Below are 16,335 nucleotides of genomic sequence, written 5' to 3'. Positions count from 1 at the left end.
CCGGGTTTAGCCGACGGGGACCAGCTTGAGTAGCTCTGCCGTGACATCATCAGGTGTGATGCCGTTGGCTTCGGCTTCGAAGCTAAGCAGTAAACGGTGCCGGAATACGTCGGCCGCCACCGCTTGCACATCATCGGGAGAGACAAAGTCCTGCCCGCGAAGCCAGGCGTGCGCCCGGGCACACCGGTCCAGGGCGATGGTGGCGCGGGGACTGCCGCCGAATTCAATCCAGGAGGCCAACTGCTCGGAGTAGTGCTCTGGTCTGCGTGTGCCCATCACCAACTGTACGATGTACTGTTCAACGGACTCCGCCATATGCAGCGACAGCACTTCGCGGCGTGCCTGAAAGACGCTGGCCTGCGACAGCGCCTGAGGCGGTTCACTGTTGGTGCCGGTGGCCTCTGCGCGGGTGAGTCTGAGGATGTTGGTCTCGGCTTCCGCATCGGGGTAATCGACAGTCACGTGCAGCAGGAATCGATCTAACTGAGCCTCAGGCAGGGGATAGGTGCCCTCCTGCTCAATGGGGTTCTGGGTCGCCATCACTAGGAACAACTCGGGGAGTTCGTAGGTTTGGCTGCCCACGCTTACCTGACGTTCTGCCATTGCCTCAAGCAGGGCAGACTGCACTTTGGCCGGAGCACGGTTGATCTCATCCGCGAGCACGAGGTTGTGGAACACGGGGCCCTGCTGGAAATGGAAGCTGGCTTCCTGGGGCCTGTAAATCTCTGTACCCGTCACGTCGCCGGGTAGCAAATCGGGGGTGAACTGAATTCGGTGGAAACTGCCCTCCAGACCATCGGCCAGGGTCTTGATGGCCCGTGTTTTGGCCAGCCCCGGCGCGCCCTCTACAAGTAAGTGTCCATCTGCCAACAGGGCGATGATCAGGCGCTGAACCAGATGGGACTGTCCAATAATCTGCTGGCTTAGCCAGGCTTCCAATACTCGAAGGTCTGCGCTACTCACGCGAGCTCCTGTGATGTCTGTGGTGTACGGTTCGATGGGTGCATTGTCCGCGACGTAGGCGCGGATGCCGCATTCTATATGACACTCGCTGGCCTTCCAATCGTCGCCAGAATGGTGACCTTAATATCTGCCAATGTGACTTTTCACCACCCGAAAAGTTCAACGGCGGGGGCTACATACCAAGGGCTATGGTCTAGACTATGCGCAATTCAATAAGTGGTGCCGATAAGGTGCCCGTTAGCCTGGAGAGAACCCGCAATCCATGGCCTGGGAAGCACTGAAACAAAGCCTGCTGGACGACGTCGCGCAGCGGATTGAAGCCCGTGGCGACGCCGCCCATCGCAGCGCGTTAAACAACCTGGCAGCGACCTTCTTCTCGCGCTTTGCGCCGGAAGATCTGAGGGGCCGTTCCTCGGAGAATCTTTACGGCTGCCTCTACGGTCTGCTGCGATTTATAAACCACTGGTCCGATGGCGAGCCCAAGGTGCGCATCTTCAATCCCGATGTGCAGGCGCATGGCTGGGAATCTCGCTACACGGTCATCGCCATACTGTGCCGTGACATGCCGTTTTGCACGGCATCAGTGCGCGGAGAGATGAACGCGCGCAACCTACCCATTCATACGCTGACTAGCTGCAATCTGGTGACGCGCCGGGATGAAAGTGGCGAGCTGCTTGAGGTGTTGCCACACGGCTCCGAGCCTAGGGATGCCAGTAACGAATCGGGCAATGGCGGCGTTCTGTCGCGGGAGAGCCTGCTGTACTTCGAAGTGGCGCGTCATTCTGACGTGGATGATCTCGAAGAACTCAGGCGTGAACTCACCGATATTCTTGTTGAGGTCGGTCTGGTTGTCGGTGATTTCGATGCGATGCGCAGCCATCTGCAGATGGCTAAGCAGGCCGTTGACTGCAGTGATTGCGTGGCCTCCGAGTGGCGTGATGAGGCGCTGGCGTTTCTGAACTGGTTGGGCGGCAATCACATGACCTTCCTGGGGTACGAATACCTGGAGGTGAACCGCAGTGGCGGTGAAGTGCGTGTAACCGCTGATCCCGATAAGCACCTGGGGAACTTACGCAGGCGCAATACCCGTGGCGAGAGCGATCTGCGGGCCGATCTGGAGCGCATGAGTCGAGATGAGCTACAGCAGCGTCAGCTCAGTTTTGGCAAGTCGCGCTCACCTTCGCGTATTCATCGCCTGACCTACCCCGACTACGTTGAGATCAAAGTGTTTGACGACAGCGGTGACGTTGTCGGTCAGCACCGTTTCATGGGGCTATACACCTCGACGGTCTACACCATGAACCCCGGCATGATTCCTATTCTGCGTCGCAAAGTGCAGGGCGTGCTGGATATGTCGGGCCTGGATAAGGGTGAGCACGACGGGCGCGAGCTGTTACGCATTCTCGAGCTCTTCCCCCGCGACGAATTGTTCCAGTCCAGCACGGCTGAACTGTTTGCGACTGCGGGCGCTGTGGCGCGCATTCAGGAGCGTCGTCAAACCCGGGTGTTTGTGCGCCAGGATGTTCACAGCAAATTTGTCAGTGCGCTGGTGTACATGCCGCGTGATCGTTATACCACCGAGCGGCGGCAGCGGGTTCAAGACATATTGACCCGCACGTTTGAAGCCGAAGAGTCCGAATTTACCACCCTGTTTACAGAGTCCATTTTGGTGCGGGTGCACCTGGTGCTGCGGGTGAACCCCGCGCGCTCTGTGGACTACGACATCACAGAACTTGAGGAACAGATAGTGCACGCGACACAGGCCTGGGAAGATCGACTGCGCCAGCGGCTACTGGAGGAGTTCGGTGAGGAACGCGGCGAGGAGTTAATGCGGGATCTGGGCGCGGGTTTCCCGCCCGGCTATCAGGACGACTTTGACCCCCGCGTTGCAGTGATGGATGTGCGCAAATTCCTGCCCATCATGGCTGGCAAGGACCTGGGCATGAGTCTGTACCGCATGGTGGAGGAGGGCGACGAACAGCTGAAGCTGCGGCTCTACAACCGCGGCAACCCTATGCCGCTCTCGGACATCTTGCCCATTCTGGAAAACCTGGGTCTGCGTGTGGTTTCGGAGCGGCCCTACGGTGTGCGCGCCGCGGACGGGCAGCGCTACTGGGTGCAGGAATTCAGCCTGATCTACAGCCTGGCGAGGAATATCGACCTCGACGGCGTGCGCGAAGAGTTCGAGGACGCCTTTGCCCGTATCTGGTTTGGCGAGGCTGAGAGTGACTCTTTCAACCGCTTGCTGCTGGGCACAAGGCTGAGCTGGCGCGAGATCGCCTTACTGCGGGCTTACTCCCGCTATTTGCGCCAGATCGCTTTCCCCTACAGCGCCGATTACATCGCCGAAACAATGGCAAACCACATGCACCTGACTACCTGCATCGTGGAGCTGTTCCTTACGCGTTTCTCTCCCGTGTTCGACGGTGACGAAGACTGGCGCGCGCAGCGGGAGCTAGCGGTAGAGCAGCGCATTCTCGACTCTCTGGATGAAGTAGAGAATCTGGGCGAAGACCGCATCATTCGCCAGTTTGTCACGGTGATCAAAGCGACCGTGCGCACCAATTTCTTCCAGCAAGACGATGCCCTCGGCTTCAAGCCCTATATATCGTTCAAGTTGAAGCCGGGTGCGATTCCCGATATCCCGCGTCCTGTGCCCATGTTTGAAATCTTTGTCTACTCGCCGAGGGTGGAAGGGGTGCACTTGCGTGGCGGCAAAGTGGCACGGGGCGGTTTGCGCTGGTCCGATCGTCAGGAGGATTTCCGTACCGAGGTGCTGGGGCTTGTGAAAGCGCAGCAAGTTAAAAACGCGGTGATTGTCCCTGTGGGCGCCAAGGGAGGATTTGTTGCCAAGCGCGTAACCCCGGAGATGTCGCGGGATGAGATACAGCAAGAGGGGATTGCTTGCTACAAGCTCTTTATTCGCGGCCTGCTGGATATTACCGACAACCGCACTGATATCGGTATCGAGCGCCCCGAGCATGTCGTGGCCAAGGACGACGAGGACCCTTACCTGGTGGTCGCCGCCGACAAGGGAACTGCGACCTTTAGCGATATCGCCAACAGCATTTCTGCGGAATACAACTTCTGGCTGGGCGATGCTTTCGCCTCCGGCGGCAGTGCCGGCTACGACCATAAAAAGATGGGCATTACCGCGCGCGGCGCCTGGGTATCGGTGCAGCGTCACTTTCGCGAGATGGGTATCGATGTGCAACGCACCGATTTCACGGTTATCGGTGTCGGTGACATGGGCGGCGACGTGTTCGGCAATGGCATGCTCTCGTCTGAACACATCCGTCTGCAGGCCGCGTTCAATCATCTGCATATCTTCGTCGATCCCAACCCTGACGCGGCTGCGAGTTTTGCCGAACGCAAGCGGTTGTTTGAATTGCCGCGCTCGTCCTGGGCAGACTACGACAACGCATTGATATCTGCCGGCGGCGGTATTTTCAGTCGCTCAGCCAAGTCCATCACTGTCTCGCCGGAGATGAAGGCGGCGTTTACCATAGACCGGGACCACCTGACGCCCAATGAACTGATTGCTTATCTGTTAAAGGCGCCGGTGGACTTGCTGTGGAACGGCGGCATCGGCACGTACGTTAAGTCCAGTCTTGAGTCCCATACCGATGTCGGCGACAAAGCCAACGACGGCCTGCGCGTGGATGCGTCGGAGTTGCACTGCAAAGTGGTCGGGGAAGGGGGCAACCTGGGTATGACCCAGCTCGCGCGGATCGAATTCGACCGCAACGGCGGGCGTTGCAACACCGACTTTATTGATAACGCGGGCGGAGTGGATTGTTCCGACCACGAGGTGAACATCAAGATCCTGCTCAATGCGGTGGTGGCGCGCGGTGACCTCACCGGTAAGCACCGCAATGAGTTGCTGGAGGACATGACCGGCAGTGTTGCCGAACTGGTGCTGGCGAATAACTACCGGCAGGTGCAGGCGATCAGTTTGGCGGAGCATCAGGCGCTGGAACGCAGCGGTGAGTTCCGCCGGTACATTACGCTTCTGGAAAGTTCGGGCCGCCTGGACAGGGGGTTGGAGTTTCTACCCAGTGATGAGGAACTGGCCGATCGGCGCGTGCAGGGCAAGGGGCTAACGCGTCCCGAGCTCGCGGTGCTGGTGTCCTACAGTAAGGCGCTGCTGAAAGAGCGACTGCTGGACTCCGATCTCGGTATTGATCCGGTGTTGGCTGGCGCGGTGACCACAGCCTTTCCCGCAAGACTGGTTGAGGATTACGACGAAGAGATTCGCGAGCACAGACTGCATCGGGAAATTATGTGCACCCAGATCGCTAATGACATTGTCAACCGCATGGGTTTTAACTTCGTGGCACGTCAGCACAAGGCGACGGGGGCCACCGCGCAGGACATAGCTCGCGCGTATACCGCGGTCATGGCGATCTTTGGCATTGGCGATGTCTGGGAGCGCGTTGAACAGCTGGATCATAAGATCGACGCCAGTATTCAGCTTAGCATGATGGTCGCACTGATTCGTCTGGTGAAGCGCGCCACGCGCTGGCTGCTGCGAAACCGTCGTCACAAACTAGCGCCCACGGCCATCATTGCGGAATTCAGCGATGGCGTGGCGCAATTGCGCGAGGCCCTGCCCACGCTGCTTAAGGGGCGCAGCCGGGCTGCGCAGCAGTACAAGGAGCAGTTTGAGTATTACCTTGAACAGGGCGTTGAGGAGTCACTGGCAGCCAGTGTTGCAGCAACCATTCAGGCCTACACCGCGCTGGGTATTATTCAAGCGGCGACGGAGACAGGCGAACCCCTGGCTGACGTTGCGCGTGCATTCTACGTGCTGGGCGAGCGCCTGGAGCTGGATTGGTTCGGTGGGCAGATTCTCGCCAGCAAAGTGGACAATGAATGGCAGGCCATGGCGCGAGACACCTACCTTGAAGACCTGGAGTGGCAACAGCGGACCTTGGCGGTAGGTGTGTTAAAGCACATGGCGGAAGACCGGGACTTGTTGAAATGTCTGCGTACCTGGGAGGAACATCAGTCACCACTGGTCACTCGCTGGCAAGAGATGCTGACCGAGCTGCACAGTACCGATTCCCCCGACTTCGCCATGTTCGCCGTGGCAAACCGGGAGCTTCTGGATCTGGCGCAGAGCAGCAGTCGCGATTGATGGCACCGCAGCCCGCTGGGTAGTAGCGCTCGTTAGTAGATTCCCGCGGGCCGCTATGCCTAGGGGTCTGTTTCTCGAAACACGATACCAAAGTGAACATGACCTCTCGCGTGGCGAGGGGTTCTGTTCTTGTGTTGTGACTTGTCTAAAGGGCTCTGTGGAAGGAACGTGGTGGGGAACTTAAGCGGGGCGTACCCCGCTAGGGTGATGGATCGTCAGAACGTGCGCATTTTGTGTACACCGGAAATGCCAGTCAGCCCATCCCATTGATCGCTGCGACCCTCGCGCCAGCCGGACAGCCAGGCTTGGCGGGATTGATCACTGACATGGGGGCAGAACTCGCTACTTCGGCCCGATACGCCGGCCTTGTAGCCGCGATCGAATGCCCGGGTGTACATGTCACGTTTCTGTCTTTTCATAGAGATTGCCTCCTGGGGCTCGGGTACCGGCTTTGCCGCCGACAGCGCCCTCGCGCAACGCGCGGCTGCGATACCGAAATCAGTGTGTTTGTAAGGCAGTGCCGGCCCTTACAGGCGCAGCGGCACCTCGGGGGTGTCTGAGACACGCTCTCTAATAAAAGCAAACGGGGAGCGAAGTCGCCAACAACGTTTTGTTCTCAGCGCTCTGTGCTCATATAACGAAATGGTAATAATTCACAATTTGTGGCCGTACACACGCGATATTCGCGGGATGTGACCTCAGGCGGGATCGACCGGGGAGGGGTCCAGCAATTCCACCCAGTGATGCACCGGTTGTGTGGCGGCAGCGTCCAGGTGCAGCTGACACCCCACATTCGCGGTGACGATGCGCTCGGGTGCGTCGCCGGTCAGTGCTGCGATCTTCCGTTCCCGCAGTCGTTGGCTGCGCTCAGGCTGCAGCAATGAATAGGTGCCCGCGGAGCCACAGCAAAGGTGATCATCACAGGTCTGTGTGAGTTCGATGCCGGCACCTTGGAGAATAGATCGAACCGCTTCATCAGCCCCCAGCACGTGCTGAAGCGTGCAGGGGGTGTGCAGCGCCACCCGCGGTTGGGTCTGCGCAGTTAGCGGGGTCAAATCCTCACTCGCGAGCAATTGCGCGATGTCTACAGCCAGTTCGGAGATCTTTGCCGCGCGAGTTGCGTAGTCCGGGTCCCCGACCAGATACTGACCATATTCATGTACGGTGGCGCCACAGCCGCTCGCACTGGTCACCACGGCTTCTGCGCCAGCTTCAATGGCGGGCCACCAGGCGTCAATATTGCGCCGCATATCATCCAAACCATCATCGTGCGCGCCCAGGTGGTAATTCACCGCACCACAGCAGCCAGCACCCACGCTGAACTCGCCGTCGATCCCCAGTGCATTCAGAATCCTGATTACCGCGTCGTTGGTTTGAGGGGTGGCGGCCGCCTGCACGCAGCCGTCAAGTAACAGCACCCTGCGCCGGTGCTGGCTGCTTGGGGTAGGGTGTCGCTGGCGCGGGGCGGGTACCGCCTGAGCAAGTGCCTTGGGTAGCACCGGACGCAGCATCTGCCCTAAACGTATTAGGGGCTGGAACAGCCTGGGCGAGGTCAGGGTTTTGCGCAGGGCTAATCGTGTGATTCGTTGCCACCACGGGCGCGGCGCCAACTCGTCCACCAGGCCGCGACCCAGGTCTACCAATGCCCCATATTGCATCCCTGATGGGCAGGTTGTTTCGCAGCTGCGACAGGTGAGGCAGCGATCCAGGTGTTGGCGCGTAAGCGCACTGGCATCGCCCTGTTCAAGCAGATTCTTGACTAGATAAATGCGTCCTCTGGGGCTGTCGCGTTCGTCCGGCGTATCCAGGTAGGTTGGACAGGTTGCCAGACAGAAGCCGCAATGCACGCAAGCGCTCAATAGTTCGGCACCGCGCTGGCCTTCGGTTGTGTTCTGGTACCTGGGATGGAGTTCAACGTGCATGAGCGCGCCCTATAGCCAGCTGTAGAGACGCCCGGGGTTCAAAATACCCTCGGGGTCCATGGCATTTTTCAGCGCCGTATGCAGTTGCCGCTGGGTTCTGGTAAGCGGTGGCGCAGTCTCGTTCTTACGGTCGCCGCCGCGGTACAGCCAGGCGTGACCGCGCTCTGAAACTGCGGCCGCCACAATCTCTGGCTGGTCGTAAACCCAGCGCTGGGCGCCTCCCCAGTCGATCAGCACGCTATCGCTGGGGGCAAGAGCGCTGCCCGTGGGGACAGATAACCGATACAGGCTGCCTGCCTGATTCAGGCAGGGCAGCTCGCCATCGGCAATCGCCTGCCATGGCGGCTGTTCAACGCTGTCACCACCCCACAATTGTGCAGTGCTCTCTACGGCGGCTTTGGCGCCAGAGAGACGCAGGTACAGAGTGCCTTCAAACCAACAGGCGGCGTTCAGTGGTCTGGGTTCAGTCGCTCGCTGGCGCATCACATCAAGCGCGTCATGCGCAGAGAGTGAATAGGCCAATGTTTTCGTGGTCTCGGGTCTGGGCAGCACCTTGAGGCTGAGTTCGGTGATCACCGCCAGCGTGCCCAGGGCGCCGGCCTGCATGCGCGAGACATCGTACCCAGCAACATTCTTCATGACCTGTCCGCCAAACCGCAGCTGTTCGCCCCGACCATTAATCAGGCGGGTTCCCAGCACCATGTCTCGCAACGAACCTTGCCAGGGGCGCGCAGGCCCGGAGTGATTGCAGGCCAGGCTGCCGCCCAACGTGGCTTTGCCAGCGAGCGCCGGTGTCTCAGGCGGCAACTGCTGACCCTGCTCGCCAAGCAGTTTGTTGATCTCGGCGATCGGTGTGCCGGCTCTGGCAGTGAGCACCAGTTCCGCCGGGTTGTAGTCGATCACACCGCTGTGCTCGGCAATATCAAGTGGCGTGCCTTCCACGTCCCTGCCAAGCACATCGGCTTTACTGCCTCCGCCGCGAATCTTAAGTGGTGTGCGCGCCCGGTATGCCTCGGCAACGGTATGGGCAAGCTGTGTGCTGATATCACCCATGGTTGTGCTTTCCCGGCAGCGCGCGGTATTCCTGACAGCGCTTTAAGATGGGAACGCCTTTGCCGGGGTTGAGTATCAGCGCGGGGTCGAATGCGGCCTTGATCTCTTCCATCTGCCGCAACTCGGCCTCACCAAATTGCTCAGCCATGTGCGCAAGCTTTTCGATGCCAACGCCGTGCTCGCCTGTAATGGCGCCGCCCACGCGTACACTGAGCGAGAGAATGTCCGACCCTAGCTTTTCTGCCTTGGCCACGGAGTCCGGGTCGCCCGCGTTGTAGAGAATCAGCGGGTGCAGATTGCCGTCTCCCGCATGAAATACGTTGGCAACAGACAGGCCATAGGCTGTGGCTCTGTCATTGATCTCTTCCAAAACTTCAGAGATGCGGCTGCGGGGAATTGTGCCGTCCATGCAATAGTAATCCGGCGCCAAGCGACCCACCGCGGGGAAGGCAGATTTACGGCCCTTCCACAGCAGCGCGCGTTCGGCCTCACTGTCCGACACGCGAACACTGGTGGCTCCCGCTTTGTTTAAGAGTGCACTCACCCGCTCAGTGTGACTGGCCACTTCTTCTTCCGTGCCATCCACCTCGCAAAGCAAGAGTGCTTCCGCGTCCCGGGGGTAGCCTGCTTGTGCAAAATCCTCTGCGGCGGTAATGGCCAGTTTGTCCATCATTTCAAGCCCGGCGGGAACGATGCCATCGGCAATGATGTCGCCGACCGCGTCGCCGGCCGCCCTGACGCTGGGGAAACCCGCCAGCAACACGCGTGCGCAGGGTGGGGTAGGCAGCAACCTAACGGTAACCTCGGTCACCACGCCCAGCAGGCCCTCTGAACCCGTTATCAGCGCCATCATGTCGTAGCCCGGGTTATCGAGGCCGTCGCTGCCCAGGCGAACTAATTCACCGTCTGCGGTCAACATTTCCAGGGACAGTAAGTTGTTCACCGTGAGTCCATACTTCAGGCAGTGAACACCGCCGGCGTTTTCGGCGACGTTACCGCCAATGCTGCAGGCAATTTGGGAGGAGGGGTCCGGCGCGTAGTAAAGACCATGTTTCGCCGCAGTCTGCGATATACGCAGGTTAGTGACGCCAGGCTGTAGCGTGGCGGTTCGGGCCAAGGGGTCAATGGCGACAATGGAGTCCAGCTTCGCCAAATCCAACAGCACGCCCTCAGGATGCGGCATAGCACCACCGCAGATGCCCGTACCTGAGCCACGCGCAACCACAGGTACGCGGTGACGGGCGCAGCACTTAACCACAGCCTGTACCTCCGCTTTTGACCGCGGCATAACTGCTACCAGAGGCAACGCCTTGTAGAGCATTAGGCCGTCGCACTCGAAGGGCGTTAGGCCTTCTCGCTCCACCACCACACCGTCGCCGGGGATGATGTTGCGCAACTCAGTGATCAATGCGTCGGCGTCAATCGCGGGGAGTGCTGCGTCGGAATCTGCTTCAGACATTGGCAGGGTCGGATCGTAATAGCGAGCGGCCATGCTAAGCCATAGTCAACCCAGTTCAAAGTGCCTATAGGGAGCGATTGACTCAGCCACTGCAGGCCCCTTATCGTGCTGTGTTTTCAGCGTCAGAGTAATAGCGTGAACGAGTACGATGCGATAGTCATCGGGGCCGGCCACAATGGTCTTACCAATGCTGCCTACCTGGCCCGAGCCGGGCTGAAGGTGGCGGTATTGGAACGTAACCCCTACATCGGTGGTGCAACTGTCAGCCGAGAACTGCACGAGGGTTGGACCTATTCCAACTGCTCTTATGTCTGCAGTCTGTTGCGCCCTGAAATAGCCCGCGACCTTGAACTGCCGCGACACGGTCTGCAGGTGGTTCCCTATGGCGGTGGTGTCACCTTCATGCAGAACGGCGACATCTTCGGCAAGTATCCCGAGCCGGAGCGCCGCTACCGTGAAATGCAGCGCCACTCTCGCCGTGATGCCGACGCCTGGCAACGCTATGCCGCCGATACCATGAAACAAACCCGGTTGATCCGGCCGTTTCTCATGAAGCGCCCGCCCAACCCAACGTCCCTGCGCCCCGGTCGCTTGCGCGAGTTGGCCGAGTACGGCGCCGCCTTTGGTGAGATGGGCGAGGCGGGGTTGGCCGATACCATGCGCTTCTGGACTAAAAGCGTAGCGGACTACCTGGAGGAGTTTTTCGAGACAGACGTCATCAAAGCTCACTTGGCGGGCAGCGGGATTATCGGTACTGCGCTGGGGGTTTACTCACCGGGCACCGCCTATGTCCTGCTGCATCACTACATGGGCGACGTTGATGGCAATGTGGGCTCATGGGGTTTTGCGCGCGGTGGTATGGGTGCAGTATCCGGCGCATTGGCCGCTGCTCTGCAGAGCTATGGGGGTGAGATCATCTCTGATGCCGACGTGGGCAATATCATGGTGTCGGGCGGTAAGGTCACCGGGGTAGCACTGCGCGATGGTAGAGAGTTCCGATCCAAAATCGTCGTGTCCAACTTAGACGCCAAGCGTACGTTCCTGGACCTGATGGACGAGGGCGATTTACCCCAGACCGTTGTCCAGCGGGCTCGCAACTTCAAGATTCGTGGTTCCAGCGGGAAGCTCAATATCGCGCTGGACGGGCTGCCCACCTTTAACGGGTTGGACAAAAAAAGCCGTCTGATGGTCGGTGATTTCCACTTCCACGATTCGTTGCCACGACTGGAACGCGCCTACGATGATTGGAAGAACGAAACCTGGTCCAAGGACCCTTACCTCGACCTTCTGATCCCCAGTTTGTTTGATCCCACCGTTGCGCCGCCCGGGAAGCACATGATGACTGTGTTCGTGCAGTACGCGCCGCCCAAAATCAATGGCCGCGAGTGGACGGATGAAGACAAAGCCGGCTTTGAAAAATCGGTACTGGACCAGATCTCAAATTACAGCCCCGACTTCAGGGACTTGATTGTGCATTGTGAAACGCGCACGCCTCGTGAACTGGAGAACGAGGTCGGCCTGACCGAGGGGAATATCTTCCAGGGTGAGCTCACTTTCGATCAGCTACTGTTCAATCGTCCCTTCCCGGGTTATGCCCAGTACAGGGGGCCGGTGAAAGGAATGTATATGTGTGGTTCTGCCACTCACCCGGGTGGCGGTGTCATGGCCGCGCCGGGCGCCAATGCCGCGCGCGAGATTCTCGCTGACCTGAGAGAGCCCAATGTGGTGCCGGAGGGTTATGCGGATGACTGATGTCGACGTTTTAGTGATCGGTGCCGGGCATAACGGCCTGGTCTGTGCAACGCAGCTTGCCAGTGCGGGTCGCAGTGTGATGGTGCTCGAGGCCGGTGAGCAGCCCGGCGGTATGGCGGTGAATCGCGAGATAGCGCCGGGTTTTCAGGTGCCGGGTTGTGCCCAGTGGCTGACCCAGTTCTCGCCACAATTGATTCGGGAATTGAAGTTAGAGCAGCACGGCCTGGAACTCGCCGCCACAGACCTCACCAGTATCGGTCTGTCTGCAGACGGGAATACGATTAGCCTAAAGCAGGGCGAGGTTAGCGGTGAAATTTCTGATGCCGATCGCGCTGCCTTTGCCGAACTGTATCGATTGCTGTCAAAGGTGAATCGCCTGTTGCTGCGTCTCTCCAAGCGGCCGCCGCCTTACCTTGTGGAAGGGAAGCTGCGTGACAAGCTTGCTCTGGCAGATCTGGGACTTCGCCTAAGGCTCATGGGCAGCGACGACATGAGCGAGCTGCTGCGCCAGGCGCTGAACAATGTATACGACCTTTTGCAGGAGCGGTTTGAAAGCCCCCTGTTAAAAGGCATGCTCTCGCTTGAGGCGGTGCAGGGCACTCACTTCGGGCCACGTTCCCCCAATACCGTGTTCACCTTGCTGCAGCGCAAGCTGCAGTGGGCATGGGGCGGGGAAGTGAGTCAGGTTCGCGGTGGTATGGCTGGACTGGGAACCGCGTTGGCGAACGCCGCTCAGGCAGCCGGCGTCACACTGCGTTACGGTGCCGAGGTCCAGAGTCTGATTATGCCGGGCGATTGCGTAGAGGGTGTTCAACTGGCGGATGGCACCGAGTTGCGTGCCGGCTGTGTTGTCTCCAGCGTCGATCCGGTGACCACCTTTGAATCACTGCTGGGCCTTGCCAAAGTTGAGACCGATACTGCGCGCCGGGTGTCCCAGATTCGCATAAAGAGCGGGACGGCAAAGTTGCATTTGGCGCTCAGTGGCTTACCGAACTTTACTGGCCTCGACGCCTCGCAGCTCGGTCAGCGGCTGTTGATTGCCCCGGACCCAAACTATGTAGAGCGCGCCTTTAATCCGGTGAAGTACGGCGAGTACGCGTCACTGCCCACGATGGATATCAGCATCCCCAGTGTGAACGACCCCTCACTGGCACCCGATGGCCAGCATGTGTTGTCTGCCATTGTGCAGCACGTTAGCCACAGCCCCGCCGGGGGCTGGTCGACGCAGCGTGAGCGGGCGTTGTCTGACTGGATCGATTGCCTGGCGCAGTATGCCCCTGACATACGCGAGCACATTGTGGCCGCAGAGATATTGACGCCGGCCGATCTGGAGCAGCAGTACCGCGTTCAGGGTGGGCACTGGGATCATGTTGAGATCAGTCTGGATCAGGTGCTCATGATGCGACCCTTCCCGGCCGCCGCTCGCTATGACGCATCGGTGCCCGGTTTGTACCTGTGCGGCGCGGGCAGTCACCCGGGCGGTAATCTCAGTGGTTTGCCCGGCCGCAACGCCGCCGATACGATCCTGAAGATGGAGAAGCAATCATGAACCCGCATCAGGACGAACCCATATACCTGCCCACCGCGTTTCACAGTCGCCAGCAACAGCACAATCTGTTGCATGCCTGGGGAGGCTGGAACGGTTACCTGAAACCCGAGGCTTATACCGATATTGAGCTGGAGTACTTTGCGATTCGCAGTACAACGGCCGTCTTCGATCTGAGCCCCATGAATAAGTACCGCGTTACTGGGCCGGATGCCGAAGCCTTTTTGAACCGTGTACTCACGCGTGACGTGGCCAAGATCAAGAACGGCAGGGTGGGGTACTGCATCTGGTGTGACGATGCCGGCCAGGTGATGGACGACGGCACACTGTTTCATCTTGGCGACAACGATTATCGGCTGTGCAGCTATACCCGCGCCTACGAATGGCTGTACTGGTCCAGTCTGGGCTTTGATGTTGCCATCGAAGATGAAACGGGCACTGTGGCTGCACTGGCGGTACAGGGGCCAACCTCATGCACCGTGCTCACGGCCATGGGTGTGACCGGACTGGAGTCGCTCAAACCCTTTGGCATTCTTGAGGTGAGCTTCCAGGGCCAGACTCTCACCGTCAGCAGAACGGGCTTCACCGGTGACTTGGGCTATGAGCTCTGGATAGACACGTCCGCCGGTGAGGCCTTATGGGATGCCTTGTTTGCAGCAGGGGAACCCTACCTGATTAAAGCCATTGGCACAGAGGCGCTGGAGATTGCCCGTATTGAAGCAGGCTTTCTGCAAGCAGGTGTCGATTTTGTGCCGGCGGAAACCGCCGTCCGGCGCGGCTGTACCCGTTCGCCTTTCGAGCTTGGACTGGGCTGGCTGGTGGACTTTGACAAACCGCGGTTCAACGGCCGCAAGGCATTGCTGGCGGAGCGTGACGCGGGTTCCCGCTATCGCTACGTGATGCTGGATGTGGACGGGAACAAGCCCGCGCATCACAGCTTCATCCTGCAGCACGGGAAGGTGGTCGGCACGGTCACATCGGCGGCCTGGTGTCCCACGGCGAAAACCAATCTTGCGTTTGCCCAGTTGGAGTTGCCGGCGGATGCCTCCCTGACTGGCCTGGTCGCAGAAATCTACTATGAGCGCGAGCTGCGATGGAACAAAGTGCTTGCCCCCTGTGTGGCCATAGATCGCGCGCCCTTTGATCCGCCGCGGCGCCGCCAAACACCCGCGCCGGCGCTGTAGTCACCGTGCTGCCGCTGCCCGACGATACTGCCGAGCGACTGGGCGATGCCCTGCGAGAGCAGGGCTCTGCACCGGGGCGTGCGCTGTCGGGGTATTTCTACCGCTCCCCTCTGGCCTACGAGCGGGAGTTGGATGCGCTACTGCTGAAAAGCTGGATCTATGCCGCGCATGTGTCGCAGGTAGCAACGCCCGGTGATTATGTGTCGATCGAGCTGGGTGAGGATTCCATCCTGGTTGTGCGTGGCGATGATGGGGAACTGCGTGCATTCAGTAATAGCTGTCGCCACCGCGGCGCACGCGTGTGCGAAGAGGCGGCGGGTAATACCACGCGCTTTGTCTGTCCCTATCACGGCTGGGTTTATGCCAATGATGGACGTTTGCGCGGCGCTCGTGAGATGCAGGGCAATGCCGCCTTCAATGCGGACGACTTAGGCCTACTCGAGCTGCGGCTGGCAACCGTGGAGGGTCTGGTGTTTGTCAACGCTGATCCGGCGGCCAGTGATCTGACACAGGCGGTGGCGCCGGTGCTGCCGGCGCTGGCTGCCTACGATTTACCATCAGCGCGCATTGCGCACTCCCACAGTTACCGAGTTCAGGCGAATTGGAAGCTTTGCCTCGAAAACTATCTGGAGTGCTATCACTGCGCACCTTCCCATCGGGCCTATGCGCGCCTTCATACATTGAAGGATCCGCAAGCAAAGGTGCAGCCACAACTGGATGCATTGTGGGAGCGTGCAGAGGCCGTCACCGGGGTGCCGGGTATCGCCGATGAACATTACCGGATCTACGATGAGGCAACGGGTTTTGGTAACTGCGTGTCCCATCAACGCTATGGGCTGTTTGAGGGGAACGTCACCGGCAGTGAAGACGGCCAGCCGCTGGCGCCGCTGATGGGCAAGATACATGACTATGACGGCGGTGCGGGCGACTTTCAGTTCGGCCCTGTCAGCTTCATGCTGAATTACCCCGATCACTGCGTGTTGTATCGCTTCATGCCCCTCGGTCCAGATCTCACCGATATGACGGTAGTGTGGTTTGTGAGTGGTGAAGCCCAGGCAGGCAGGGACTACGACTTGGAGAAGCTGACGTGGTTGTGGCACCACACAACCCTGGAGGACGAGTACATCATCTCCCGAAATCGTGCTGGCGTTCTCTCGCGGTTGTACCGGCCAGGGCCTCTGCAATTGGAGTTCGAAGCCACGCTGATGTCCTTTCATCGCTGGTATATTCGCGCCATGACGGCGGCTAACGCTCAGTAACGGCGATATTGAACGTCTCGGTTGCGGGTGCAAACGCTGGTCCCGAGCACAGTATGG

Annotated in this window: 10 protein-coding genes; 5 read left to right on the top strand and 5 right to left on the bottom strand. The window is 59.5% G+C overall.

Features of this window, described 5'->3' with window-relative positions; translation table 11 throughout:
* Positions 1-6: 6 nt before the first annotated feature.
* Positions 7-963 (bottom strand): AAA family ATPase, encoded by a 957-nt coding sequence (locus IE089_RS06795; RefSeq protein ID WP_189476570.1) that lies wholly within the window; start codon positions 961-963, stop codon positions 7-9.
* Between the two features lie 262 nt (positions 964-1,225).
* Between IE089_RS06795 and IE089_RS06790 the strand changes: the two genes are divergently transcribed.
* Positions 1,226-6,103 carry an NAD-glutamate dehydrogenase gene (locus IE089_RS06790; RefSeq protein WP_189476568.1) on the top strand — a complete coding sequence of 1,626 codons (4,878 nt, stop codon included), beginning with the start codon at positions 1,226-1,228 and terminating at the stop codon, positions 6,101-6,103.
* Positions 6,104-6,318: 215 nt separating this feature from the next.
* Here the strand turns inward: IE089_RS06790 and rmf are convergent, their stop codons facing one another.
* The 4 genes from rmf to IE089_RS06770 all read right to left on the bottom strand — a co-directional run bounded on the left by rmf (position 6,319) and on the right by IE089_RS06770 (position 10,537).
* Positions 6,319-6,522, bottom strand: coding sequence for a ribosome modulation factor (gene rmf, locus IE089_RS06785; protein WP_189476566.1), 204 nt, complete (start codon positions 6,520-6,522; stop codon positions 6,319-6,321).
* 279 nt (positions 6,523-6,801) lie between these two features.
* The gene (gene glcF, locus IE089_RS06780; RefSeq protein WP_189476564.1) at positions 6,802-8,025 is read right to left on the bottom strand and encodes a glycolate oxidase subunit GlcF; all 1,224 of its coding nucleotides are present in this window, start codon (positions 8,023-8,025) and stop codon (positions 6,802-6,804) included.
* A 9-nt stretch (positions 8,026-8,034) separates the two neighbouring features.
* Positions 8,035-9,078 carry a glycolate oxidase subunit GlcE gene (glcE, locus tag IE089_RS06775; RefSeq protein ID WP_189476562.1) on the bottom strand — a complete coding sequence of 348 codons (1,044 nt, stop codon included), beginning with the start codon at positions 9,076-9,078 and terminating at the stop codon, positions 8,035-8,037.
* Entirely contained in the window at positions 9,071-10,537 is a 1,467-nt protein-coding gene (locus IE089_RS06770) for an FAD-linked oxidase C-terminal domain-containing protein (RefSeq protein ID WP_189476559.1), read from the bottom strand. Before IE089_RS06770 ends, glcE begins: the two co-directional genes overlap by 8 nt.
* Before the next feature lie 135 nt (positions 10,538-10,672).
* On the opposite strand from IE089_RS06770, the gene IE089_RS06765 reads away from it, so the two are divergent.
* Genes IE089_RS06765 through IE089_RS06750 form a run of 4 tightly spaced genes read left to right on the top strand, consistent with a single transcriptional unit; the run spans position 10,673 to position 16,278 of the window.
* Entirely contained in the window at positions 10,673-12,289 is a 1,617-nt protein-coding gene (locus IE089_RS06765) for a phytoene desaturase family protein (RefSeq protein ID WP_189476556.1), read from the top strand.
* Complete coding sequence (locus IE089_RS06760) at positions 12,282-13,838, top strand: phytoene desaturase family protein (RefSeq protein WP_189476553.1); 1,557 nt, start codon at positions 12,282-12,284, stop codon at positions 13,836-13,838. Before IE089_RS06765 ends, IE089_RS06760 begins: the two co-directional genes overlap by 8 nt.
* Positions 13,835-15,019 (top strand): aminomethyl transferase family protein, encoded by a 1,185-nt coding sequence (locus IE089_RS06755; protein ID WP_189476550.1) that lies wholly within the window; start codon positions 13,835-13,837, stop codon positions 15,017-15,019. The genes IE089_RS06760 and IE089_RS06755 overlap by 4 nt, the downstream gene beginning before the upstream one ends.
* Positions 15,020-15,024: 5 nt before the next feature.
* Positions 15,025-16,278, top strand: coding sequence for an aromatic ring-hydroxylating oxygenase subunit alpha (locus IE089_RS06750; protein WP_189476548.1), 1,254 nt, complete (start codon positions 15,025-15,027; stop codon positions 16,276-16,278).
* Positions 16,279-16,335: the final 57 nt, after the last annotated feature.

The sequence above is a fragment of the Parahalioglobus pacificus genome, from assembly GCF_014652275.1.
Lineage (GTDB): Bacteria > Pseudomonadota > Gammaproteobacteria > Pseudomonadales > Halieaceae > Parahalioglobus > Parahalioglobus pacificus.
The sequence above is the reverse complement of the archived record's forward strand: the minus strand, read 5'-3'. Positions and strand labels throughout refer to the sequence as shown.

Excerpts from the sequence above, each read along its gene's own strand:
- glcE (WP_189476562.1), bottom strand. The coding sequence starts at position 9,078 with ATGGGTGATATCAGCACACAGCTTGCCCATACCGTTGCCGAGGCATAC.
- IE089_RS06770 (WP_189476559.1), bottom strand. The coding sequence starts at position 10,537 with ATGTCTGAAGCAGATTCCGACGCAGCACTCCCCGCGATTGACGCCGAC.
- rmf (WP_189476566.1), bottom strand. The coding sequence starts at position 6,522 with ATGAAAAGACAGAAACGTGACATGTACACCCGGGCATTCGATCGCGGC.
- glcF (WP_189476564.1), bottom strand. The coding sequence starts at position 8,025 with ATGCACGTTGAACTCCATCCCAGGTACCAGAACACAACCGAAGGCCAG.
- IE089_RS06755 (WP_189476550.1), top strand. The coding sequence starts at position 13,835 with ATGAACCCGCATCAGGACGAACCCATATACCTGCCCACCGCGTTTCAC.
- IE089_RS06760 (WP_189476553.1), top strand. The coding sequence starts at position 12,282 with ATGACTGATGTCGACGTTTTAGTGATCGGTGCCGGGCATAACGGCCTG.
- IE089_RS06790 (WP_189476568.1), top strand. The coding sequence starts at position 1,226 with ATGGCCTGGGAAGCACTGAAACAAAGCCTGCTGGACGACGTCGCGCAG.